Here is a 24,304-nt window from a genome sequence, read left to right as displayed (position 1 = left end):
GATCGCCTGCATGGTCGATGATCAGCTGATGCCATCGCCAAAGAACGTCGCTACGCTCTCGGGCAGTCAACGCGGCCCATCCCGACTGCGCAACATAGGCCTTGTCTACCGCAGCACGTGTCTCCTCGACGCCCATATCGGGAAGCTCTGCCAAAACTTCGCCGGTCGACGGATTGACGACCTCGAACGTCTTATTGCCAACCGGTCTGCCGAGTGCCGGCAGGCGATGGACGGCGCCAAACAGGTCCGGGGATTTCAGGTGGCGGATCATCGGCAGGCACAGGGGCAAACCGGGTTCCTCTCAAAGGCAGCTGATATGTATAATCGGCAGAGCCTCGGCGTGTACTCCGCACCTGCGGGTTCCTTATAGGGCCTCGGCCATACGGCTGGTAGACCATTCCACTCAACTTGAAAGGGAGAATTCTTGAACTCTTCTGGTCGATGGCTTGCGGTTCTCATCAGGTGCAAACTGAACAATGGACATCGGCTTCCCCACCGCGCGTACCGGCCATCGGTCCGAATAGCAGCAGTGCAGCCAAATGCCTTTTTTGAGCATCATCGGATTTGAAATTGCTTTCAAAAGTCCTCGATCTTGCCGCGCCCCATCGCGAGCGCCACAAACGGGCGTGGAAAATCAAAAGGGACCACAATCGAGAATCAGCACGGTGATGCCTTCTTTGCGACCGTAGGCACGCAGATCATCTGCAAGCTGGGCTCGGGACCGTGCAGGTCGCGCCCCAAAAAACGAGAGGGGGGTCGTTGTGGTGGAAGAAGTCGGGGATTTTCGAAAGAACGTCGTTTACGGCGGGTCGTCCCTGTAGAGCATTCCCCTCGAATGCGACCGCCTTCAAAGGAGGACTTACCATCGACTCCACGCTGATAACCGCTGCTGGCAAGCTGGAACTGAATACCGGTTAATTGCACTGAGGGCGGCGGCAACCAGCCCTCGAAAACTTTTTGCCCGGGGGATTAAGCTCGAAAAGAGTGTTCCTTATCATATGGTGTTCGCGTAAATGGACGTAGTGCGTTTCCTGGGTTGAATCACATAAAGTAGTCTGTGTTGACGTCTGCCGTACCACGTTCCCTTGCCGGTTCCATGTTGGGCTAGATGGTTTATTTCGACCAGGGTTGCCACATGTTTTTTGACGGTGTTCCGGTTTGCACCGGTCAGGTTGACGATCTCGCCAATGGTCATTCGCCCGCGCTCCTTGATGGCTTCAACTATTTGAAGGGAGAGTTCCGGAAGCGTACCGAGCACGAGACGCTCGCGCTCGATTTTCTTCTCAAGCCGCTGCTTTTGCTGCTGAAGAGCGCGCAGGAAATAAACAGCCCAGGGCTGCCAATTAGGCCTCGGACTGCGGATCGTTTTTTGAGTTTGCCGAAGCGCCAGATAGTAGCCCTCCTTGCTGTTCTCGATCACGCTTTCGAGCGAAGAGTAAGGCACATAAGCATAGCCACTGCGCATCAGCAGAAGCGTCGTCAGAACGCGATAGCCTTCCATTGCCGTCCTGGAATGGATGGATCTCCAAAAAGACCACCGTGAACATTGCTGCGACGAGCAGATATCTCGACCGCATCGACTGCGCCAGCCGACGCCCGAAGGGATTGTGCAGACGATCGAGCGGCTACCTCGCCGGCGCTAGAAGATAGGCCCTCCACTGAGCATCTATCATTAGCCTGAACTTTCGAGCCCTTGCCAAGCTTTGTCGGGGCGGTCTCGCCCATCACGGCTGGGAAGTGCGGTCCATGGAAACCGGCGTATCAGTTAGATCGATCATCTATGCAAACCCTTCGATGCGTTCGTGGACAATCGCGCGCATTTGCTCCGCCATCTTCGCGCCTTGAGAGCCGTCTGATAGAGGCGGCGGCAATTCGAGGTGGTTGAGCGCGCGTGAGAGGGCTGCAACAAGATCGTCGATGCTGGTATCCGCATCGGCTGCCTTGAGGCCAGCCGTGCTCGCGAAAGCCTTGAAGTCGGCGCGCCGCAGACGATCGTCCTTGCCGTTCAGCTTGAGGGCCATCCGGTCTTTTTCGAGGCGTGGAAACACGCGAGTCGTGACCGCGTCGTAGAGCGGAGCCATGCGAACTGAGCTGAATTGCGTGCTGCCGGGCTCTGCGATTTCCAGCAGTGCCATGTTCTTCAGGTGCATGTCGCCATCGGCGATCAGCCAGGCGAATAAGGATCGCTTCAGGACAAGCAGGACGTCTTCTTCGGGAGAGGTCGATAGCGGCCTTAGTGCCCGCGCGATGCGCTCCATCGTGCCGTCGTATTTTGCTTCGGTGGGCACGCCAAGTACCGAGCAGAAGTCCTCAAGCGCGAGCAGGTGTTTGTCCTCGAGGCCCGTTCTGATATCGAACCGCTCCACGAGTAGCGCCGGAGGCATCCCGTCAGGCATCGGGACGAGCGCTGTCGCGGGCGTCTTGAAACCGGCCGCGCTGCCCAAAGCGAGCGACTGCCATTCGATAACTGGCAGGGCCTCAAATCCGCCCGTACCCGCAGGTTTGAGAATGTGGGTAAAAGGCCGGCCGATACTGGGAGAGAGGGTGCCATCCGCACTGAGGAACATAGGCGCTTTGATCTGAACACCCGAAAGGCGAGGCGTATCAGTACGCTCGAATATCTGTGCGAGATTGCGTTCGAAACTCTGCTCCAGGTCGCCGCGACCCGGCCCTGCATACTGGCCAGTGAAGACAGTGTTTCTAGTGAAGCCATTGAGCCGGGTTAACAGGATGTCGGGCGGCAGGGCGGAGAGATCGCTCGCACGCTCGACGATGGTGATGTTGGACATGTAGCGTTTGCCCGAGCGTAGCGTCGCGCGCTCGTCGCGGTCGTTCAACACTGACTCAAGCCAGCCTTCAGGCAGCAGCGACAGAATGAAAGGAGGGAGCTTGCCCGGCGTGGTCTGGCGAACAAGTGGCGGGCCCTGATCGTCTGCATTCCAGCGCCACTCAAAACCATCATGTGTGAGATTTCCGAGCGGAGCGCCGTGCCACGCCACGATCAGATCGAGCGCGGCTCCGTTGCGTGCCGGTTCTGTGGTCAGTGGAGGGCGGAGGAAAAAGCGCTCGGCGTGCTCGCCCTCGCGATACCACTGGTTCGCGCGGGCAAGCGCCCATGTCGCGTCGGCAGCGCCCTGGGCGCTGCCGTATTGTTCTATGAGGCGGTTCGCGATTGCCTCGCGCATCGTCTCGTCGATGGATGCCGCGTGTTCGCTGCGCAGGCGGAAAGCTTCGAGGAAGCGCTGGCGCATCGAGGAGACGTCGATCCGGATTTCTCCCATTCCATCATCGACAATCGCTTGAGCGACTGATGGGTGGTCGGGAGCTGCGTTCTGAATGATTTCCAGCAAGCGCAAGCGCCTGCGCTGTATTCGTCGCCCGCTCAGGAACAGGCGGCCATCCCGGGTCGGGCCGAGAAGCACAGCGCTCGCCGCCGAGAGGTAAGCGTTGGGATACAGGTATTTGGCGATGCGGACGGCGTGCTTGAGTATCGTGGCCTCGATATCCTCCCCGGCATCGACATAGATGCCGCGCATTAGCTGGATGAGCTTGCCCGTTTCAGCCTGATAGTGGCTGCGGGTTTTATCGATGTTTTCCCCAACGAGGTGAAGGGCCATTTTCTAACTTTCCCGTATCTGATATACGGGAAAGCTAGCATAATCGGCTTCATATTCAAGAGTTTCTAACTTTCCCGTATTTGGTATACGCAAAAGTTAGAATACTTTCTCGGAACGACGGCGTTCTTCGGGTCGGGAATCGAACCACGGGAGAGAACCTGGTCTGCGAAGGCGAGCAGGCAGAACTCAAGGCGTTCATTCTGCCACACCATAGTCGGATCAGCCACACGTAGGTCGGCGAGTCCTTCAGCTATTGTAGAGCGTGGGATTATTCGCTGTCACGGGCCAACGCCCATAATCGCGGGCTCGGCCGAAAGCAGCTTCTTCGCCGCCGCCCTGCCTGCTCGAGGATCACCTGCTCGATGAGGGCCGGGCGGCGCTGGATGTAGTCTATGCCGAGTTTGTCGAGCTGCAACCCGACAAGCGTGGCGGAAATCGGCCTGGAGGAACCCAGATTGTCGATAGCATAGGCGCCGATCAGATACTTCTTGCTCGCTTCGAGTTCGGCCGCTGTTGGGCCTGTGTCGACCAGCTCCTTGATTAGTTGTCTTATCAGGTCGAGCGTCTCGGCCGCCCTGTCGGCGCGCGTCGACGTCGTCACGACAAGCATGTTGGGCTGGTAGTCTTCCAAGCTGGACGAGACACCGTAGGCAAGGCCGCGCTTTTCGCGCACTTCCTGGAACAGACGTGAGGTAAATCGTGAGCCTCCGACTATATCGTTCATCAGCTGTCCCGCGTAGAATTCCGGGTCGTTGCGTCCCATGGCGGGAAAAGCCAGCTGGAGCGAAGTCTGGGGGAGGGCGTTGCGACCTGCGTCCGCTCGCCGCTTCGGGGTGACATCAGGTACGGGGGCGAGCGCCTGTTTCTGAGGCAAATCGCCGAACAGCTGGTCGAGCCTTGCTCTCAGGGCTTTGGCATCTATGTCGCCTACGACCGCCACATGCAGCCCGTCGCGGGCGAAAGCGGCTTTGTGGAAGGCGCTTAGATCGGCGGGCGTTACGCTGGTCAGGCTCCCTTGGGCGGTCTCGAATACGGATGCGTGCCGTAGAGTCCGCGCCGCCAGGCCAGCTCGGGGATCGCGTGAGGTTCGCGCTCATCGGCAATGATTTCGGAGAGAAGCTGGGCGCGTATGCGGTCGAAAACTGCTGGTATAGCCGGCTGCGGGTCCCGCCGCCGAGGATGTCGGCCAGCAGTCGAGCGCCTCGGCCTCGCCGGGTGCGGCCGTATGATAGGACGGCACCATCCATTGCGTGGAAAAGCGCGGCACCGAATTGCGCACGCCGGTCAGCGTCACCGTGCGCTTGGCGTTTTGCTCCGGCTCGACTGGGCGGATGCGGGTTAGACCAGGAGCCGTCGGCACGGTTCCCTACGTCTTATCGGCCAGCGCCTTGACCGTTTCCGGCTCGACATCGCCGGCCACCACCAGGACGGCGTTGCTGGGCGTGTAATATTTGTCATAGAAGGCTCTGGAGTCGGTGCCGTAGCGGATCGTGTTGGAATTTGGCGGAGCAGCCTCCGGCAAATTGAGGTTATCGGTTCATGCGGCGAGGTCAATCTGCTGATCGAGTGGCTTGGCGGGGAGCGTGTGCCATCCGTCGATTTTTCGCATCGAGATTTCGCCGGACGCAATCAACGCCCAGAACAACATTGCCGCGGTTTCGGCCGAAGGCAGCACGGTCTGGGTCTTGATGCGCCGCTTGAACTCTTCATGCAGACGCTCAATCGCGTTTGTAGTTCTGGTGCGCTTTTCCACTGGCTCGGCGGCAGGCGCGTGAAGGCGAAGAGGCGCTCACCGGCCTCCTCCAGGCTGTCGGCCACCGCCCGGCACTTGAGCCGCCATTTGCGCAGGAACGCCTTGCGGCGGCTCTCGATCTCCTCCGGCGTGGCCGCGTAGATCATGTCGGTGTAATCGGCGCTGATCTCCTTGTGCAGGCGCTCGGGAGCGTGGGCGAGCAGGTTGCGGTGCTTGTGAACCGTGCATCTTTGAACCGGCACCCCGTCCCACAGCCCAGCGATCGCCCCGTCCAAGCCGGGTGCGCCGTCGACGATGAGGAACTCAGGGCGGCGGAGGCCGCGTGCGACGAGATCGTCGAGGATCGCCCGCCAGGCCTCGGTCGTCTCGCCGCCCATGTTCTTGACCGCGAGCAGGATCTTGTGGCCGTCCGCGCGCACGCCGATGACAACGAGCAGCGGGATCGAGGTCGCCTTGCGGTCGAGCCTGACACGAACCACCGTCCCGTCGAGGATCAGGCGCACGATCGGGCTCGTCGGCCAGCGAGCGACCCTTCCAGGCGTCCCAGTCCGTCTTCACCTTGCGCCAGGTGCGGCTGACGACGTCCTTGCCGATCGCGCCGCCGAACAAGGCGGCAAGCGCACGACGGACGCGTCGCGTGTTCGTGCCCGCCAGGTAGCTCGACGCGATCAGTGCGTCGGCGGCCTTCGTGCGCCGCTGATAGGCGCGCAGAGCCTTGCTCCTCCATTCCACCGTCTTGTCCTCGTCGACATCGAGGCGCGCCCGCGTAACCGTGATCTCAGTGGTGCCGAAGGTCCCCGTCAGCGTGCGCGTCCGGCTGCCGTGGCGGTGGCCGGCGACACCGGTGGTCTCATCACTGGCGCGCCGCCGGCTGCCGGCCATAACGGGGACGGGCAAGCACCGCTTCCAACTCGGTCTCGAGCATCGTCTCGATGAAGCCGCGCACCCGCTCGCGCAGGCCAGCTTCGATCGGATCAAACCAGTTGTCGAAAAGATAGCTCGTCGCCTCATCCCCCGGATGAACGGCTTCGGCTTTCATGGTAGTCCTTGTCATGGCGTAGTCTCCTGTCCGGCACCGCAAGGCCGGATGATTCGAGGTTGACACCCCGGAGACTACGCCAACTCACAATTCCAACCACTCCCGCGACGGCACCTTGGCAGTCATCTGCTCGGCAACCAAATCGAGCGGGAATTCGCTCTTGCGGGACTTCTCGAAGAGGAGGCGGGTTCCGCGAACCCAAGTCATCACGACCACACGCCGGCGACAAGGATTGAGACCCAGCCGCCGTCGAGCACTTTCATGATGTTCGCCGAGAAGAAGCCGACATCGACCACCCCGAAGACGAGCGCAAGGCGAGCGCCGGGAGGAGCGTCCACCTCCAGATACGCCTCATCACGACGTGGAGCAGGATTGTCGTCACAACCATTTCGCCCGTGACCGATATGCCATAGGCTGACGGGAGGGCGCTGGACTCACCAAAGCCGATGACCGCAACATGACCGACCATGCGAGCAGCAGGTTGACGCGCGGCAGGTATATCTGCCCGAATTGCATTTCGGATGTATGCCGGATTTCGAAGCGCGGAAGCATGTTGAGCTGGACGGCCTGTCGCACAAGTGAATAAGCGCCGGAATCACGACCTGGCTGGCGATCACAGTTGCCGCCGTAGCCATCACCACCATCGGCACCAACGTCCAGCCGTGGTCATCTCGAAGAATGGATGTCAGATCGTCCCGCCTCGGGAAAGAACGAACGCGCCCTGCCCGAAATTGTTAAGCAGCAGGCACGGAAATGCGATCGCCAGCCAAGCCAGCACAATCGGCCGGCGGCCAAAATGACCGAGATCAGTGTAGAGCGCTTCAGCCCCGGTTACGGAAAGGCTCCGCGGGCGGCATACTGCCTTGCCGAAGGGGCCATAAATGCTGCGCATCTACACGGGCCAGAACGGCCATCTGACAGCAATTGACGGCTTGCCGGAGGCCGAAGCTCTCGGTGCTCTCTGGCTCGACCTCCTCAACCCGACTGTTGAGGAAGTGAAGCTTGTTAAGGCGCATCTGGCCATTGATATCCCGACGCGCGACGAGATGGCGGAAATCGAGTTGTCGGACCGTCTTTATCATGAAGACGGCGCCGAGTTCATGACGATCACCGCGGTCGCGAATATCGAGGGCGAGGACCCTGTCAAAGCGCCGGTTACCTTCGTTATCAAGGGCCAGACGCTCGTCACTGTCCGCCACGCCGAACCGAAGCCGTTCTTGATCTATGCGGCGAAAGCACAGCGTACTAGCGGCCCTCCCTGCACGTCCGGCGAATTGGTGATGCTGGGTCTGATCGAAGCGATCATCGACCGCGCGGCCGACACGCTTGAGCGCATCGGCGACGAGATTGATGCACTCTCACGCGAAATTTTTCGCAACACGTCTCCGAGCGCCTCGAAGAAAACACGCAACCTTCAATCCCTTGTCGAGCGAATCGGCCGGAAGGGTGAGCTGCTGACGAAAATTCAGGAGAGTCTCGTGAGCATCGCGCGGCTCGTCGCCTACCATAGCGCGAGTGACTCGACCAGCTGGGCAGTCGCGTCGTCCGGTCGCAAGTTGCAGAAGGAAATCCGGCAACGTATCAAGCTCGTCCAGCGCGATGCCACGTTCCTCAGCGACCATGCGACCTTCCTGTCCAACAAGATCAACTTCCTGCTGGACGCGACGCTGGGTCTCATCAATCTGGAGCAGAACCAGATCATCAAGATTTTCTCGGTCGCTGCCGTCGTGTTTTTGCCGCCGACGCTGGTTGCCTCGATCTACGGCATGAACTTCGATGCCATGCCCGAGCTAAAATGGCTTCTGGGCTATCCTTTTGCGCTGGGTCTGATGGTGCTCTCCGCCGTGGTTCCGTATCTCTTTTTCAAGCGGCGCGGTTGGCTGTGAAAGGAAATAGGCTGGTTCGGGGCGCTTACTGAAAGTCCCACTTCCCGGAGCGGTCGCGCAGCTCAGCGAATTCGACATCTTGACTATCGCACGACACGTTGGCCTCGAGGTTGAGCAGCTCAAGCGGGACATGGAAGACCGCGCCATCGAAAACGTCCTCGAGCGCAATTGCGCGCTCGCCAAGGAGCTGTACATCAACGTCACGCCGGCGTTGGTTCTCGGCGACGAAGTGATTTCAGGTGTGCTCAAGATTCACACGCTGGAACGCTTCGTCGCCAAAGAGCGAGAAGAAGCTAAGCGTCGTGCCGGATCACCAACTTCGGCATTTTGACAGCGTGGCGGCCGGTGCGATCCCGTTCTCTGGCCACGAGTGCCGCCTCTCGCGTCGGGCCAAATCTCTTATATGGCCCGGCAACGCGGTAGTGGGCGGACCAAGCCGTTCTATGCAGCGCACCAGACAAAGGGCAATGACCAAAGCCGTCCCGGACATCGCATCGGAGTTCAACGTCTTTGCACCAATGCCCAGCAATGGTCGCCGCGACAAACAACGCCTGCAAACGGGCGCTGTGAGCCGCCGTCGTTCAACGAAAGATCACCAACGGAGGTCCCGAGGAGGCCCCATGAATCGCTGCACATCAGCATTTGCAATTCTTGCTTTCGGCACGTTCTGCACATCGTCGACCATCGCCATGGCGGCGCATTCGACCACCTATTCAGCGCCCGACAAGAGCGTCGTGTTTCTTGGTGGCGTTGGCTACACCTGGCTAAAGGGCAACGAGCTTTTCTACGACGAAGTGGGCAATCGTATCAGCAAATTGATCTGGGAAACCGGCGCGCCGGTTCTGACCACCGGGCTAAAGGCCGAGGTCTGGAAGAACTGGACCATCTCAGCCAACGGCGTATTGCCGGACAGGATTGGTCGGATCAGTCAATCCACCCCGACACCCGCCTTGACCGCTACATCAACCTTGACATGGCAGCAGGCCCAGACTTCGTGATCAACGATGCCACGGTTATCAACCTTCATGGTGGCTTCAAATACACCAACATGAAGTGGAAGGCCTATGGCGGTTCGTACATATAGAGTGGGGACCGCTTCGGCTTTCGCGAGGATCGCGGCAAGTTCCCGGACGGCGAACCGGTCATCGATTACGAACAGCGCTATTTCGGCCTGTTCCTTGGCGCGAAAGCGACCACGACGCTCGGGAACTTGACGCTCTCGGGTCTGCTCCGCAGCGGCTTCACCGTTGATGCAAGCGCTGTTGACCATCACTGGCTGCGCGAGGAGGGGCGCGGCCTGCGATTTGAGGACGACCTCTTCACGGTGCCGTTCATCTCGGCCGGCGCCAAGATCGATTATCAGATGACCGACCGCGCCAGCGTCTTCCTGGCCGGCAATGTCGACAAATATTTTCGCAACAAAGGCTAGAAAACGGCCTACAGCATCGCGACCGGCGAACAAGGAACCCACAAGGATAGCGCTGGCATGGACTTCTATGCCTTGACCCTGTCGGCCGGCTTCAAGCTGACGTTTTAAGCGCAGTCATTTCTGACGCTGAGCACGTAAGACCATGCGTGCATTAAGGACGCACAATGCCTCTGCGCGCAATCCATTCAATCGCGGATATCCAAGCGGCGCCGACGTCGGCCAGAATCTCAGGATTGTCCGGGCGGTCCGCCAGGCCTGGTATGGCCGGCGTGGAGGTGTTGTCCGCCGGTCATCCCGTCGATTTTAAGGTCCCGACGGCCGTCTGGCACCGGTGCGCGAGCCGCCAGAAAAGCGTGGCCTTCCGCGCGATCCCGAAGCCACAAACCGTGAGAACCCGTGCGACACCGCCGCATCACGTCGTGTCGTGCATCGATGCCAAGCGGCTCGGCGTTGAGCTCGCCGCACGCCAGAATAAACTTGGCGCTCCTCAAGATTGCAGAGTCAGGCTAGTGGGTTGCGTCCCGCGGCGTCGTCTCCCAGCGTCAACCGGATCGTCTCGGCAATCTCCTCATCGGGCGCGCCGGGACGCGGTTCATCGTAAAGGCTATCGAGCCGCTGTTCGGCAAAGCGCCGACGCAATGTGCCCACTGTGTTGGGCGTTGCACCAAGGCGTAAGGCAATTTCCTTGTTCTACATCCTCTCGCTGGCCAGCAGCACTATCCGCGCCCGTCGCGGCAGGCCTTGCGCCGTGCCTCGACGCCGGACCAGACCCTCCAGTTCACTCGGCTCTGCTGCGGAGCCAGCGCCTTGAGCAGCGGCCAACCTGGACTCGTCCCGTCCTCGAAAAGCAAATTGTTACGCAGATGCTTGTCCACCCTGACCCGAGCCATCCTCCTGCACGCTTTCGCCGTTGCGCGCGACGAAGACCGCAACGCTTCATCGCGCTTGGCGTAGCGGCACCAGGGACCGCCCATCGAATGACTCATGCGAGGCATCTCAAGGCTGTCCGCGGTCCAGCGCCAGATCTCCGCCTCGCCCGAGGCGCGCAGAGCTGGCCGGTTGTGCAGGAGCCGTAGGCAATATTCGCCGTCCTTGTTCGGATGGGTAACGCTTGCGTCTCCCGTCGCATTCTACCTCGCTTTCCGAACGTAGCCGTGATGCGAACTCTTGCTGCATATAAAGTCGAATCAGGGGGATTTGGATCATACGATACGGAGGCTTGACTTTGGCAGTCGCTCTGCGACGTTACCTATATAAAGGTCGAAATGAGGTGATATGGCTCATGGATAGGCCACGGAGACCCGAATGACGGCAACGCATAAACGCACCTATTCGCGCTACGCGATGGAAGCGCTTGGCCTTTTCGGTAAGACCATCCGGCTGGGCCGGATGCAGCACCGGTTAACCGCACAGGAGTTAGCCGAGAGAATCGGTGTTTCACGCAGCACCCTGCAGCGCATCGAGAAGGGCGATCCCAAAGTCGAAATCGGACTGATGTTCGAAGCTGCTGCCATTGTCGGTGTGAAGCTGTTCGATGCGGACGGCAAGGGCATCACAGCCCTCACAGGCCGCATGGACGATCGCATCGCGCTGCTGCCGAAGCACGTCTACAAGGCCGGCAAGCAGATCGTCGATGAGTTCTAAGGTCCCCAAGTACGACGAAGCCTATGTCTGGGTCTGGCTGCCGGGCGAGACCGCGCCGGTTGTCGCCGGGCGGCTATATGCCCATGACGGACTCGTCAGCTTCAACTATGGCAGGAGCTTTCGTGAACTGGGCAGCGCGATCCCGCTTTATCTCCCGGAACTGCCCCTGAAGGCAGGCGAATTGCCTTTGCTTCCTGGCCTAACCATGCCGGGATGCATCCGCGATGCTGCCCCCGATGCCTGGGGACGACGGGTTATCCTAAACCGCAAATTCGGTGTGAAGGGCGATGAAATCGCGCGGCTCGATATTTCAGAACTGACGTTCCTGCTGGAATCAGGCTCGGACCGCATCGGCGCGCTCGATTTTCAGTTTTCGCCCACGAATTACGAGCCGCGCGCACTGGCCAATGCCACTCTCGAAGAGCTTGTCCAATCGGCGGAGCGGGTAGAAAAAGGTATTCCGCTCACCCCCGAATTAGATCAGGCGCTGCATCACGGCAGCTCGATCGGCGGCGCAAGGCCAAAGGCGCTGATCGAGGACGACGCCATCAAGCATGTCGCGAAATTTTCCTCGTCTGCCGACCTTTACAGCGTCGTCAAAGGAGAATTCATAGCCATGCGGCTTGCCGCCTTGTGCGGCATCAGAGCGGCATCCGTCTCGCTTGTTCGCGCCGCAGGCAAGGACGTGTTGCTCGTCGAGCGATTCGACCGGATCAAGGTCACGGGCGGCTGGCAACGCAAATCCATGGTCTCAGCGCTGACGATGCTCGCGCTCGATGAGATGATGGCGCGTTACGCCAGCTACCAGGATTTGGCGGAGATCATTCGCCACCGATTCACCGCGCCGTCGGAAACTCTGCGCGAGTTGTTCAGCCGCATTGTCTTCAACATACTTTGCGGCAACACCGACGATCATGCCCGCAACCATGCGGCATTCTGGGACGGGGCTAAGCTCACCCTCACGCCTGCTTACGATATTTGTCCGCAGGCCCGCAGTGGCCAGGAGGCCAGCCAGGCCATGCTCATCAGCGGCAATAACCGCATGAGCCGGATCGCGTCCTGCCTTGAAGCCGCGCATCACTTCCTGCTCAGCGCGCCGGAAGCTCTTGCGATTGTTGAAGGCCAGCTCCGATGCATTGCGAAGAATTGGCCGCGTGTCAGCGAGGAAGCTACGCTATCCGGCACAGATCGCAATCTGTTCTGGGGCCGACAGTTCCTCAATCCCTACGCTTTTACGGCGCTGGAAGGGAGCGCCGACGTTCTCCGCGCTCTGGCTGACGAACTACGCAACAGTGTTCACGCCTGATCCGGCGCTGGATTTCGGACAAGCTCGGCAAGCGCAAGACGCCCACAATATGGACAATCCTTGCCGTGCCAGCACGAAGTCATGAACACACGGCTCTTCGACAGCGACAACGTGCACTGCGGAGAGATGTGGAGCTGACACCGCAAGAGCCCACAGACGGTATCCCCGCGGTCACGGCCGTCTTGCTGAGGTAGGCTGAAGGCTGCAAGTCCTAGTGCAAGCACTAGGAGTAGCCCTGTGACGAAGCATCAGATTGAAGTGATCACGTCGGTCGAGCGGCGCCGGCGCTGGTCTCGGGAGGATAAGGAGCGGCTGGTCGCGGCGACGTTTGAGCCTGGGGCTAGTGTTTCCGAGACCGCGCGATCGGCTGGCATTCATGTGAGCCAGCTTTTCCGGTGGCGCAAGGAACTCTGCCAGATCTCCGCGCCGTCCGTGCCGCAACTCGTTGCCGTGGAAGTCGTCGAGGCGCTGCCAGCGCCGCAATCGCCAGCGCAGCCACCGCCGATCTCCAGACCGCGCAAGAAGAGCAGCATGGTGTCGATCGAGCTTGGCGGCGCCCGCCGCCTGCGGGTCGAGAGTGATATCGATAGCGAGGCGCTCGGCCGGATCCTGGATGTGCTGGAGCGGCGATGATCTCGATCCCGAGCGGCGTTAAGGTGTGGCTCGCCACTGGCTATACCGATATGCGCAAGGGCTTCCCGGGCCTGTCGCTGATGGTGCAGGAGACATTGAAGCGCGATCCGCACACCGGTTACCTGTTCTGTTTCCGCGGGCGGCAGGGTGACTTGATCAAGGTGATCTGGCATGACGGCCAGGGTGCCTGCCTGTTCACGAAGAAGCTCGAGCGTGGCCGGTTCATCTGGCCATCGGCCGATGGCACGGTGGTGATCACGCCCGCGCAGCTCGGCTATTTGCTAGAAGGCATCGACTGGCGGATGCCGCAAAAAACCTGGCGTCCGAGCTCGGCGGGATGAGCAAAACCGCTGGCTTGGCGGGAGCGAATATGATTCCATCGCGCCATGACCGATGTGGCCGATCAGCTTCCCGGTGACCTTGCCAGTGCGCACGCGATGATCCTCGCCGAGCGTGCGGCCCGCCGTGAGGCGCAAGCGCTCGCCGCTCGCGCGCAAGCCTTGAACTCGCACTCCGATGTGCTGATCGCGCGGCTCAGGCTGGAGATAGAGAAGCTGAAGCGCGAGATCCATGGCAGCCGCTCCGAACGCAAGGCCAGGCTTCTCCAACAGATGGAATTGCAACTTGAGGAGTTGGAAGCCGACGCCAGCCAGGACGAATTGGCGGCGGAACTGACAGCGCGGTCATCGACAGTCCGAGCTTTCGAGCGCAAGCGCCCGTCGCGCAAGCCCTTTCCCGACCATCTGCCACGTGAGCGCGTGGTCATCGCCGCACCCCGGAACTGCCCGTGCTGCGGCTCGGGCAGGCTGGCCAAGCTTGGCGAGGACATTACCGAGACGCTGGAGGTGATCCCGCGCCAGTGGAAGGTGATCCAGACCGTGCGCGAGAAGTTCACCTGCCGTGAATGCGAGAAGATCTCGCAGCCGCCGGCGTCCTTCCATGTGACGCCGCGCGGCTTTGCCGGACCGAACCTTTTGGCGATGGTCCTGTTCGAGAAGTTCGCCCAGCATCAACCGCTGAACCGGCAGAGCGAGCGCTATGCCCGCGAGGGCGTCGACCTCAGCCTGTCGACGCTTGCGGACCAGGTCGGCGCTTGTGCCGTGGCGCTGAAGCCGGTGCACGCGCTAATCGAGGCGCATGTGCTTGCCGCTGATCGTCTCCATGCCGACGACACGACCGTGCCGATCCTGGCGAAGGGCAAGACCGATACAGGCCGCATCTGGACCTATGTCAGGGATGACCGGCCGTTCGGCGGGCAATCGCCACCGGCGGCGCTCTACTATGCTTCGCGCGATCGGCGGCAGGAGCATCCGAGCGTCATTTGAGGAACTTCACCGGCATTCTGCAGGCCGATGCCTATGGCAGTTACAATCCGCTGTTCAAGGTGGACCGCGATCCCAGTCCGCTGACCCAGGCGCTGTGCTGGGCGCATGCGCGCCGCAAGTTCTTCGTACTTGCCGACATCGCCGCCAATGCCAAGCGTGGCAAGAACGCCGCGCCGATCTCACCGATCGCGCTCGAGGCGGTCAAACGCATCGACGCCCTGTTTGGTATCGAGCGCGACATCAACGGACTCGTCTCCGACGAACGTCTGCAACGACGGCAGGAAAGCCGTCTTATCGCCACCGAACTTGAGGCCTGGATGCGGGCAGAGCGGGCAAGACTGTCGCGCAGCTCTCCGGTCGCCGAGCCAATCGACTATATGCTGAAGCGCTGGGAAGGATTCACGACCTTCCTCGGCGATGGCCGGATTTGCCTCACCAACAACGCGGCCGAACGCGCGCTGCGTGGTTTTGCTCTGGGCAGGAAAGCTTGGCTATTTGCAGGCTCCGATCGAGGTGCCGATCGGGCCGCCTTCATGGCGACGCTGATCAACACCGCCAAGCTCAACGGCATCGATCCGCAGGCATGGCTTGCCGACGTCCTCGCCTGCATCGCCGACACGCCGATCACGCAGATCGAGGACTTGCTCCCGTGGAATTGGAGCCTTCTGACGGCCGCAGCGGATAAGGCTGCCTGATCTGGGCCTACAAATAAACGAGGCCGTCAGATGAGATATCGCAACTCCGCTCTTTACACCCTCAAATATGTGGCCGAGATGCTCGAAGAAGACGAAGACTTTTTGCGCGATTGCTCGATCGAGATGTTCTCGGAAGACGGTTGCCTGAGCGCCTACGACGGCTATCCCGCATCCGAATTAAGCGAACCTATCGTTGTCTTCACCGAAGACGGCATCGACAACCTTCGGCATATCGTCGACGAGCGCAGGGCTGCGGGTCACGCACCGCCGAAACCTAGCGCAGAAAACCGTCGCCCGAAATCATAGTCACCGCGGCCCTGGCCGAATGGTTACCACAGACGCGCGACTTCCCACGATACAACTCCACATAACTGAGCGTCTACAAGCGCTGCAGGCAGCGTAACATCCCGCCATCATAGCGATGATTGTCTGATCTTTTGCCGATGACATCACGTCGGGGAAAGACTTGTTCGAGCGCTTGCCGCTTCATATCGATACCGGCCCGGGCGTAGCGCACGTTACGTTCAGCCCCGAGTGGCTAGCCATTGACTGATGGTGGCTATGTCAACACCCGCCTTGACAAGGTGGATGGCCGTCGTGTGCCGCAAAGAGCGGTGATGGATGCTTTTTTCCGCCAGGGTGGTTCCTTCCCCCGCAGCCATATCAACATGTTTGCGCAGCAAGTATCGAACACCGAACCGGGTCAGCGGTGTGCCGCGGTCGTTGAGAAAGCCCCTTTGCTCGGCGGGACAGGGCGATACCAGACGAAGGTCACAAATTCGAAGATTCAGGATTTCCTGAACTCGTGCATCCGTATTGAACATCAGCGAGAACAGTGCGTAATCCCGCTCCAGAAGGCGTGCGGCGGTCGATACGCGCCAGGACGCTCTTGATTTCGGGCTCTTCGAGATATTCGACAGGTGCCACCCGCGCGCCCTCTTGAAGGGAAGTGTCACCACCAGTTGCAGCGTATCCATATATTCGGGGTGCTCCGAGATCAGGAACCGCGCAAGGTATGCATCGCCGCCAGCCTTGCATTGCGGGTCGCAACTGCCACGCTCGACCTCAAGTGACGTGAGAAAGCTGCCGATCCTGTCGGTATTGATGTCGGAGACCGCTTCTTTCAAGAATATCTTCCCGCTCTCCGCGGCATGAGCCCGTGGCATGCTTCGGCCCAATGCTGTGGATTGACGTCAGGTAGTGCATTGATTTTTCGTGGAATGAGGACCCTGTTTAAGGGGTGCTTTTCGTCCAAACGGGACCCCTTAACGATGGGGTCATCAAGATGCCTCCGGCTTGATCGGAGGCATTTGTGTTTTGGATGTTGGTTTTGGAGACGATTGCAAAGATACGTCGGCTGTCGCTGGTCCAGGGGAAGTCGAGCAAGGCGAGCTGAAGATCTCGCGCAAGGTGGTGCGCAAGGTCTTGCGTTCTGAGGAGACGGAGTTCCGCTACGAGCGCAAGCACCAGCCCTATCCCCGCATGGGAGCCTGGCGTGAGACGCTGGACCGGCTGCTGTCGGCGAATGCGGCCAAGCCGCAGCGGGAGCGGCTGACGCTGATCCGTATTTTCGAGGAGCTTCGCGGCCTCGGCTATGACGGCAGCTACAGTTCGGGGTGGCGGCATGCTCAGAGCTGGGCGGCGGATCGCGGCAGCGCCGTGGCCGAGGGCTACATTCCGCTGAGTTTTGCACCTGGCGAGGCCTACCAGTTCGACTGGAGTCACCGAGATCGTCCTGCTCGACGGCGTGACGGTGACAGTGAAGGTCGCGCACATGCGGCTCTGCCACAGCCGCATGTTCTTCGTGAGGGCCTATCCGCGCGAGACGCAGGAGATGGTGTTCGACGCGCATGACCGGGCGTTCGCCTTCTTCCGTGGCGCCTGCACGCGCGGCATCTACGACAACATGAAGACGGCGGTGGACGCGATCTTCATCGGCAGGGATCGCCGCTACAACCGCCGCTTTGCGCAGATGTGCGGGCATTACCTTGTCGAGCCGGAGGCCTGCACACCGGCGGCCGGCTGGGAGAAGGGGCAAGTCGAGAACCAGGTCGGGCTGGTGCGCGAGCGCTTCTTCACACCGAGGCTGCGCTTCAAGACGTTGGAGGATCTCAACGGCTGGCTGGCCGACAAATGCGTTGCCTAATGCCAAGGCGCGTCGGCATCCCGAACAGGGTGAGCGCACGATCTGGGACGTACTCGAAGAAGAACGCGCCAGCTTCATTCCCTATGCCGGTCGCTTCGACGGCTACCATTGCATTCCCGCGTCGGTGTCGAAAACCTGCACGGTGCGCTTCGACAACAACAAATACTCGGTGCTGTCGAGTGCCGTCGGTCGGCCGGTCGAGATCCATGCTTATGCCGACCGCATCGTCATCCGCCAGGATGGCGCGGTCGTCGGCGAGCACGCACGCTCTTTCGGCCGCAACGAGGTCGTCTACGATCCCTGGCACTACGTGCCGGTGATGGCCCGCAAACCGAACGGCCTGCGCAACGGCGCGCCTTTCCGGGAATGGGTTCTGCCATCAGCCATGGAGAAGGTGCGCCGCAAGCTAGGGGCGGCCGATGACGGCGACCGGCAGATGGTGTCGATCCTCACCTGCGTTCTGACCGACGGATTGAGCGCGGTCGAGAGCGCCTGCCAGGAAGCGCTCGAGCATGGCGTCTGTTCGGCGGCGGTGATCCTCAACATCCTGGCCCGCAGCCGCGATCCGGCGCCGGGCACGATCCTTTCCATTCCCCAGGCGCTGACCCTAGCTCACGAGCCGGTCGCCGACTGCGCCAGCTATGACAGTCTCAGGAGGACAAACGGAAACGCACCGAGGTTCTGGAACTGATGGGGGCGCTGAAGCTCTACGGAATGCGCAGCGCCTATGACGAGATCATGGGCGTCGCCATCAAGCGACGGCACGAGCCGCCCAGGATTGTCGGTGATCTCTTGCAAGCCGAGATATCGGAGAAGCAGGCCCGCTCCATCAAATACCAGTTCGCCGTCGCCAAGTTGCCGCTGGCCAAGGACATCGACGACTTCGACTTCGCCGACACGCCGGTCACCGAACCCCTGATGCGCGATCTCGCCCGGCGGCGCCTTCGTCGCCGATCAGCGCAACATCGTCCTGGTCGGCCGCCTTCACGGGTCACCCAACTCGCGCGGAAGGTCGACCGCATTGCGACGGGCGCGTGTCGACTTCCCAACAATGTCAGACAGGAGACACAACGCTATCGGAGCGATCGCATTGTCCGAAACGATTTTCCCAGTTGGCACGACGATTGCGGTCCTATGCGCAAAAGCAAACTAGACCTGAGAGCCGCACCGCATGAATGTAGCCTCCCAATATCTCCCGTTTGTGGCGCACCACGAAGCCGGGCACGCGGTGGCCGCCATCGTTTTGAACCGTCAGATGTTCGACGACGACCGTAAACTCCCTGCTTTCTCAAGTGTTAGTATTTACCCCGACCCCGGTGACGGAGATTACCGTGGTGTTGTCGAAGGCGCGGGTTTTATTCAGCGCAAGGATTCACCTCGAAGCGAAAGCCGATTTTCGAGGACGATATGGATCGATATTTGGAACGCGATTGTGCGATCCGGGAGATAGTTACGTGTCTGGCAGGTCCTTTTGCAGAATCCGCATTCGAAGGCTATCTGGACCCGTTCGATATGGCGATGAATGCGTCCGACGAGAATGAGGGGAGCAGCGACTACGCGGATGCCAAGCGAATCTATGGTGAGTTGCGGTTCCTGATGCCGCGCCGCCCCGATTGGGGGCGGATCGAAGATCGCACGGCCCGGCTAGTACTCGATCACAGGTCGGCCATCGAAGCATTGGCCGCGCATTTGCTGGTCAAGCATGATCTCCAATTCGATGAGGCTCTGATGATTGTTGCGCCGCATCTTCCGCCCATGCCAGCAGCTACGCCGCCAGAGCGTCCATTTCCGAAGCCTGCTTGATCAGCCATTCGATGTGATTTGACCACATCTGCAACACCTCGCGCTTCTCCTTGACGTAGGTATAGAGATTGTGGATTTCGCCTATGTCTGTCAGGGACGCTGCCTTGTGATTCAGTATGTGCTCGATGACGTGTGGCAATACCTGCCGCCTGCCGAGATTTGTCGCGAGCGTCCTGCGCAGATCGTGAAGGGTCCAGTTCTCCAAAGCCGTTGCCCCTCGCAGGGAAAACAAATGTGTCATTGGTCTTCGGTACCGACTGGGGGACCGACACCGCCAGTGTGGACAGCGGAATAAGCGTAGGCTCTTCGTTCTTCGTGCGGTCCGCCGATAGGTCCCATGTTCCGGCTTCAAGGTTGAGTTCAGACCAACGCATCGCGGCAACTTCCGTACGCCTCTGTCCGGTCAGCATGAGCAGCTTGACGATGGAGCCGAACGAATAGCCGATATCGCCCGGTTCGGGCTCACAGCCCGTCCATATAGCCGCCAGTTCGGCATCGTTCACCACTCGCTTGCGCTTGACGATCAGGGCCGGATTTTCCAATCCCTCGCGGGGAAACCGCGACGAGCCGTTGCGGCGGTTTGCGACACCGGATAGCCGCCAGTTCGGCATCGTTCACCACTCGCTTGCGCTTGACGATCGGGGCCGGATTTTCCAATTCCTCGCGGGGAAACCGCGATGAGCCGTTGCGGCGGTTTGCGACACCAGTTGAAAATGCCCGCATATACCAGAAGGCCGTGTTAGCCGCTTGCGGGTGACCCCCGGCGACGATCTTATTGGTGATGTTAGCAATGTCGGTGTCGGTCACATGGTGGATAGAGCGACTCCCGAGGGCAGGCACAAGATACCGGTTCAGGCTGGCCTCGACCAGTTCCCCAGGAATCCCATTCTGCCTTGCCGGTCTTTGCAAAGCCCGCTCCCTTGCATTCGCGCCGATCGGCCGACCCCGTTCGAGAAAGGGCGTGATATGGTCGGCGGCATGCAGAATCCGGGTGGCGCGGCTGGTCCGGTTGGACGCGGTCTGATCGAGGAAGCCAGCCGGAATGCCGGCGGCTCGTGCGGGAAGGGCGTTCATGAGACGGTCCTGTCGGGCGAGCGGTTTGGGGGCACGATCACCATAGTTGATCAGCTTCCCGAGTGGGGCATTCTCGTAAATGTCGCTTGCGGACATATGTTTGCTCTTTGTCCAGAAACAGAAAGGCCCGATGGGACGGCCGGCCCAGGGCGGTGTTTTGAGGGTCGTTACTTGGCGGCCTGGAGGTGATCGCCGTCGCCGTCCTCGGTATCGTCAGCGCTGATCTGCGCCTGATCGGCAAGGAAGGCTGGCAGTTCCGATGGAGCTATGCTGGAATTTGGGTGACGAGGCTGATCAAGCGGCGCTCTGCGGCTTCGTTTCGATGACCTCGATTCCGTCCAGGAACCTGGCACCTGCGATGAGTTTCGGCAACTGATTTTGTCCTTTCAATCGTCGCCACGTCCTGGCCGCGGCCATGACCAGCTTGAAGACCATCATCTGGGCGGTTGTCGAGGATAGCGAGCCCTTGGTACGCACCGTGCGGTGGCGAACGGTCGCAAAGACGCTTTCGATGGGATTGGACCTTCGCAGATGATCCCAGTGTTCGGCGGGGAAATCGTAGAACGCCAGCGACGCATTCTGATCCTTCGTCAGGCAGTCGACCGCCTTAGCATACGCCTCGGCTTCCATCTCGATCGCCTGCGCAAGCAATTTGCGCGCGCCGCTGCGAAGTACATCCGTCAGGGTATCACCGATTTCGTCGGGCTGACGAAGGCGAACAATGTTGACAGTCTCGTTCATGGCGTATCGCTCTCCTTGAGAGGTTCTGGCAGGCTTCATCACCCGCCTCGATACGCCGCTCTCCTCAAACCGTCATCACCCAGTTTCCGCCATAGCTCCCCCCTGATTGGTCCGCTTCACCTGTGCAACTGCACAGGCTGCCATAGCGGGCAGATTGGCCTCCAATGGCGAAAACTTGCCGCAGGAGACCCTCCGATGACCGTGCCTATGGCGCCGCCGCTACGACAACTTGCCGACAAGCAGCGTGCGATCCACTGCCGCGCTACTGCGCCTTCAAGGGACGTCTGGATCGCGACGCAGGAGCCGATGACCGTTAAGGAATCAATTCCCTTGGCGTGCTCAGGTCGCGCTGGCCGTCGCTGTGCCCGTTCGACGGTCTGGTGGCAATTTGGGCACATCTTGTGTCGTCGCCAGTGCCAATGCCGCACGCTTCAACAAAAAGGTGCCTTCGACGTCTGCTGCCTTCGCCGGTGCTTTGCGAAGTGGCATAATGTTTCGACGCACGCAGGCGCGGGCAGGGGGTGTCAGTCATGAATCTCCTGACTGGCGCGGATCAGGCCGATTGGCGGGATGAAAGATCATACGACTACACCGCTGGCCTGACGCTGCGGGAGTGGGCTTGGGAGTTCTTACGCCGCAACCCGGCGTTCCAGCGCGATCTGACCGCTGCGCGCCAGCATTGCAAGACTTGGTCTCTCCGACCCTTTCTCGATATGGTCGCGTCGGCCGGCGACCTGTCACGCTGGGGTGTTCTGTTTCGCGGAGTCTTGTGGCCGCGCTTCGGTCGTATTCTGGTGTCCGCTCTGGTGCGTCCATGTGCTGCCGCTCATTGCGGAACGGTTGCCTGCCTCGTCGCCGACACCGCCGTTCGAACTCTCGGCATTGCCCTGTCGTGCAACCGTCCTGCAGGCGCCCGACAAGAGCCAGCATGTTCTTCTTCGCAATGCGGACCACGCGCTGCAGCTCGCCGTCTCGGGCGCGAATATCCTCCACCCTGTTTGCCTGCATACGCAAGCCATCTGGCCCGCGGTGCTTTTAAAGCATCGACTGAGGGGACTGGAGTGCCTCAATGCTCTCAGTCTAGGGCAACATTTGCCCCCCCGCTTGTTTGCGCCGGAAAAGCGCGGCGTCCGTTTGTCCTTCGTTCTTCGTGCGCTCGACGGTTCGCTCGCCGGAGCACCACATCGCGAGCTCGCCGAAGTTCTCATCGGTCAACGGCGCGTCCATGCCGACTGGGCGGATCCTCGCGATCATCTGCGCGACCGCATCCGTCGGGCCGTCTCGCGTGGCCGCGCGCTCATGAATGGTGGCTACAGAGATTTCCTAATTTGAAATGCGACAGTCCGCGCTGTGCGTCAGTGGATGAACGTTCGCTCGCAGCTGACCCGTCACCAACAGTTCGCCCGCCGACAGATCTGCATGGCGCCTTGCGGGTACGCTCTGGTCAGGCGTCGGCCGACGCCACAATGACATCGGTGAAGTTGCCAAGGCGGTGGTTCATTAGGGCCGGCCTCGACCTGAACCCACATCAGTGGTCGGAAAGCGGCGTGCACCGCAATGTCGCCATAGCAGCCAAGATCCTTTGAGTCCGGACCTGCAGTCCTGTTGGACCGGCGGGTGCAACAATATGGAGGGATTTGAGACCTCACACTGTCCCCTGGACCGACAGCTCGGTCAGACATCGCACTCACCGCTTGATTATGGAAATGGTGTGCCTGTAGTACAGCGGGTAGCGCTTGCTGCGCACTGTCCTAAGAATAGCAATCATGACCCGTCTGGGGATCTGCAACACGACGATCCAACCGCTTGGGCATTGTCGCATATCCCACAATGTAGAGTGCGCAACAGGGCAAAAGCTGATCCATCGGCGGTTTATCAATGCTTTTTGGCTTGGCACGGCACATGCAACGCAATCGGCAAAAGGCGCACGAACTGAGTGGCCCCATCGGCCCTAGGAGCGCTGACTTATGCCCTCCCAAGGCATGTCCGGCCCGGCAGCGAGCTCAGTCTCCTGCCGGGCATCCGTGTTTCAGGTCAACGGCGTTTGGAACTTCAAATTAGGTGGCGGCATTGACCGCAGGCCGCCCCCGGTGGGCGGCCGGTGGGCGGAGAGACAGTGCAGCAGGTTTCAAATCCCGCCCATGCAGAGATATTTCATTTCCAGATAGTCCTCGAGGCCATGGCGGGAACCCTCCCGCCCGATGCCGGATTGCTTCATGCCGCCAAACGGTGCCGCCTCCGAGGACATGCGTCCCGTGTTTATGCCAACCATGCCATATTCCAGAGCCTCTGCCACACGCCAGACCCGCTTCATGTTGGAGGCATAGAAGTATGCGGCGAGGCCGTAAATCGTGTCATTGGCCTCGCGCACGACCTGATCCGCATCGTTGAAGCGAATGATCGGCGCCAGCGGCCCGAATGTCTCCTCTTGCGCGACTGCCATGACGCTGGAAATCTCGGTGAGGACCGTGGGTTTGAAAAACGTGCCATTCTTGCCGATACGTTGGCCCCCGCATCGTATTGTGCCGCCTTTCGCAATGGCATCTGCGATGTGAGACTCTATCTTGGCCAGAGCATGCCTGTCGATGAGCGGTCCGATGTCCACTCCGGCATCGAATCCGTCGCCAACCGACAAGTGCCGGACTTTCTCCACGAATTTCTTGACGAACTCATCGTGAACGCTCGATTGGACGTAAATACGGTTCGCCGAAACGCAGGTCTGGCCGGCATTGCGAAACTTCGCCTGGATCGCACCGTCAACAGCAGCGTCGATGTCGGCATCATCGAAGATGATGAAAGGTGCGTTGCCGCCGAGCTCAAGGCTAACCTTCTTGATCTGGTCAGAGCACTGACGCATCAGCAGCCGCCCGACCTCGGTCGAACCGGTGAAGCTGATCTTGCGGATCTTGGAATTGGTGCAGAGTTCACGGCCGACGCGATCACCTTCGGACGCATAGATCAGGTTGACCACGCCATCGGGAAAGCCGGCCTGATGGGCAAGGGCGAACATTGCGCCAGCCACGAGCGGCGTCTGTTCAGCGGGCTTGAGCACGATCGTGCAGCCCGCAGCCAAGGCCGGCGAGATTTTGCGCGCCACCATGGAGGCCGGGAAATTCCATGGCGTGATCGTGCCAACAACGCCGATGGGCTGCTTGATCACTAGCATTCGGCGGTCTGTCGAGGGTGCCGAGATCGTCTCGCCATAGACGCGAT

20 protein-coding genes and 6 pseudogenes are annotated in these 24,304 nt (G+C 60.4%); 13 read left to right on the top strand and 13 right to left on the bottom strand.

Annotated features, from left to right (window positions below):
• The 7 genes and pseudogenes from EN846_RS33060 to EN846_RS33030 form a co-directional block, all read right to left on the bottom strand.
• On the bottom strand, positions 1-289 hold a 289-nt coding region (locus EN846_RS33060; protein WP_127400361.1), incomplete at its 3' end, for an aldehyde dehydrogenase family protein.
• A 705-nt stretch (positions 290-994) separates the two neighbouring features.
• Entirely contained in the window at positions 995-1,501 is a 507-nt protein-coding gene (locus EN846_RS33055; RefSeq protein WP_245468301.1) for a DUF977 family protein, read from the bottom strand.
• A gap of 277 nt (positions 1,502-1,778) precedes the next feature.
• Positions 1,779-3,617: a HipA domain-containing protein gene (locus EN846_RS33050; RefSeq protein WP_127286169.1), complete on the bottom strand. Its 1,839-nt coding sequence runs from the start codon at positions 3,615-3,617 to the stop codon at positions 1,779-1,781.
• Between the two features lie 268 nt (positions 3,618-3,885).
• Entirely contained in the window at positions 3,886-4,563 is a 678-nt protein-coding gene (locus EN846_RS33045; protein ID WP_342028462.1) for an insulinase family protein, read from the bottom strand.
• 199 nt (positions 4,564-4,762) lie between these two features.
• Positions 4,763-5,094 (bottom strand): annotated as a pseudogene (locus EN846_RS33040) (insulinase family protein); the annotation flags it as partial.
• A gap of 60 nt (positions 5,095-5,154) precedes the next feature.
• A pseudogene (locus EN846_RS33035) lies at positions 5,155-6,409 on the bottom strand (IS256 family transposase).
• A gap of 132 nt (positions 6,410-6,541) precedes the next feature.
• A pseudogene (locus EN846_RS33030) lies at positions 6,542-7,250 on the bottom strand (KUP/HAK/KT family potassium transporter); the annotation flags it as partial.
• Between the two features lie 40 nt (positions 7,251-7,290).
• Here EN846_RS33030 and EN846_RS33025 point away from each other — a divergent pair.
• From EN846_RS33025 to EN846_RS36245, 3 genes are all read left to right on the top strand, one after another.
• Positions 7,291-8,295 (top strand): magnesium transporter CorA family protein, encoded by a 1,005-nt coding sequence (locus EN846_RS33025; protein WP_029354811.1) that lies wholly within the window; start codon positions 7,291-7,293, stop codon positions 8,293-8,295.
• 79 nt (positions 8,296-8,374) lie between these two features.
• Positions 8,375-8,626: a DsbA family protein gene (locus EN846_RS33020; RefSeq protein ID WP_245492543.1), complete on the top strand. Its 252-nt coding sequence runs from the start codon at positions 8,375-8,377 to the stop codon at positions 8,624-8,626.
• A gap of 136 nt (positions 8,627-8,762) precedes the next feature.
• Positions 8,763-9,293, top strand: a complete 531-nt coding sequence (locus tag EN846_RS36245; RefSeq protein WP_236370649.1) for a hypothetical protein — start codon at positions 8,763-8,765, stop codon at positions 9,291-9,293.
• Here EN846_RS36245 and EN846_RS36470 read toward each other — a convergent pair.
• On the bottom strand, positions 9,224-9,757 hold the full coding sequence (locus EN846_RS36470; RefSeq protein WP_245500214.1) for a hypothetical protein: 534 nt from the start codon (positions 9,755-9,757) through the stop codon (positions 9,224-9,226). The genes EN846_RS36245 and EN846_RS36470 overlap by 70 nt on opposite strands.
• 1,272 nt (positions 9,758-11,029) lie before the next feature.
• Here EN846_RS36470 and EN846_RS33010 point away from each other — a divergent pair.
• The 6 genes from EN846_RS33010 to EN846_RS32985 all read left to right on the top strand — a co-directional run bounded on the left by EN846_RS33010 (position 11,030) and on the right by EN846_RS32985 (position 15,633).
• On the top strand, positions 11,030-11,368 hold the full coding sequence (locus EN846_RS33010; RefSeq protein ID WP_029354813.1) for a helix-turn-helix transcriptional regulator: 339 nt from the start codon (positions 11,030-11,032) through the stop codon (positions 11,366-11,368).
• Positions 11,358-12,674, top strand: coding sequence for a HipA domain-containing protein (locus EN846_RS33005; protein WP_095521246.1), 1,317 nt, complete (start codon positions 11,358-11,360; stop codon positions 12,672-12,674). The genes EN846_RS33010 and EN846_RS33005 overlap by 11 nt, the downstream gene beginning before the upstream one ends.
• A 237-nt stretch (positions 12,675-12,911) precedes the next feature.
• Entirely contained in the window at positions 12,912-13,307 is a 396-nt protein-coding gene (locus EN846_RS33000) for a transposase (protein ID WP_164891872.1), read from the top strand.
• Positions 13,304-13,648, top strand: a complete 345-nt coding sequence (tnpB, locus tag EN846_RS32995) for an IS66 family insertion sequence element accessory protein TnpB (protein ID WP_127284559.1) — start codon at positions 13,304-13,306, stop codon at positions 13,646-13,648. Before EN846_RS33000 ends, tnpB begins: the two co-directional genes overlap by 4 nt.
• Before the next feature lie 96 nt (positions 13,649-13,744).
• Positions 13,745-15,327 (top strand): IS66 family transposase gene (locus EN846_RS32990; RefSeq protein ID WP_245492544.1). Its coding sequence is split into 2 segments (ribosomal slippage): positions 13,745-14,621 and positions 14,621-15,327, totalling 1,584 coding nucleotides; the frame shifts between segments, so codons are not numbered across the junction.
• Between the two features lie 30 nt (positions 15,328-15,357).
• Positions 15,358-15,633, top strand: coding sequence for a hypothetical protein (locus EN846_RS32985; protein ID WP_095521249.1), 276 nt, complete (start codon positions 15,358-15,360; stop codon positions 15,631-15,633).
• Between the two features lie 218 nt (positions 15,634-15,851).
• On the opposite strand, the gene EN846_RS32980 is transcribed toward EN846_RS32985, so the two are convergent.
• Entirely contained in the window at positions 15,852-16,454 is a 603-nt protein-coding gene (locus EN846_RS32980) for a hypothetical protein (protein ID WP_164892053.1), read from the bottom strand.
• 194 nt (positions 16,455-16,648) lie between these two features.
• Between EN846_RS32980 and istA the strand changes: the two are divergent.
• From istA to EN846_RS36235, 3 genes and pseudogenes are all read left to right on the top strand, one after another.
• Positions 16,649-18,204, top strand: a pseudogene (istA, locus tag EN846_RS32975) (IS21 family transposase).
• A pseudogene (locus EN846_RS32970) lies at positions 18,164-18,452 on the top strand (ATP-binding protein); the annotation flags it as partial. The pseudogenes istA and EN846_RS32970, both read left to right, overlap by 41 nt.
• A 428-nt stretch (positions 18,453-18,880) precedes the next feature.
• On the top strand, positions 18,881-19,276 hold the full coding sequence (locus EN846_RS36235; protein WP_095521251.1) for a hypothetical protein: 396 nt from the start codon (positions 18,881-18,883) through the stop codon (positions 19,274-19,276).
• On the opposite strand, the gene EN846_RS36230 is transcribed toward EN846_RS36235, so the two are convergent.
• The 3 genes and pseudogenes from EN846_RS36230 to EN846_RS36465 all read right to left on the bottom strand — a co-directional run.
• Entirely contained in the window at positions 19,239-19,415 is a 177-nt protein-coding gene (locus EN846_RS36230) for a hypothetical protein (RefSeq protein WP_245494561.1), read from the bottom strand. The genes EN846_RS36235 and EN846_RS36230 overlap by 38 nt on opposite strands.
• A gap of 323 nt (positions 19,416-19,738) precedes the next feature.
• Positions 19,739-20,446, bottom strand: a complete 708-nt coding sequence (locus EN846_RS35465) for a hypothetical protein (RefSeq protein ID WP_029354820.1) — start codon at positions 20,444-20,446, stop codon at positions 19,739-19,741.
• 198 nt (positions 20,447-20,644) lie between these two features.
• Positions 20,645-21,232: pseudogene (locus EN846_RS36465) on the bottom strand (transposase); the annotation flags it as partial.
• A 675-nt stretch (positions 21,233-21,907) separates the two neighbouring features.
• Here EN846_RS36465 and EN846_RS32955 point away from each other — a divergent pair.
• Positions 21,908-22,423, top strand: a complete 516-nt coding sequence (locus tag EN846_RS32955; protein ID WP_236370644.1) for a DUF2285 domain-containing protein — start codon at positions 21,908-21,910, stop codon at positions 22,421-22,423.
• 796 nt (positions 22,424-23,219) lie between these two features.
• On the opposite strand, the gene EN846_RS32950 is transcribed toward EN846_RS32955, so the two are convergent.
• The coding region (locus EN846_RS32950) for an NAD-dependent succinate-semialdehyde dehydrogenase (RefSeq protein ID WP_135899098.1) at positions 23,220-24,304 on the bottom strand (1,085 nt) is incomplete at its 5' end.

The organism is Mesorhizobium sp. M4B.F.Ca.ET.203.01.1.1 (assembly GCF_004791025.1).
GTDB lineage: Bacteria > Pseudomonadota > Alphaproteobacteria > Rhizobiales > Rhizobiaceae > Mesorhizobium > Mesorhizobium abyssinicae.
This window is presented reverse-complemented; position numbering and strand designations above follow the sequence as displayed.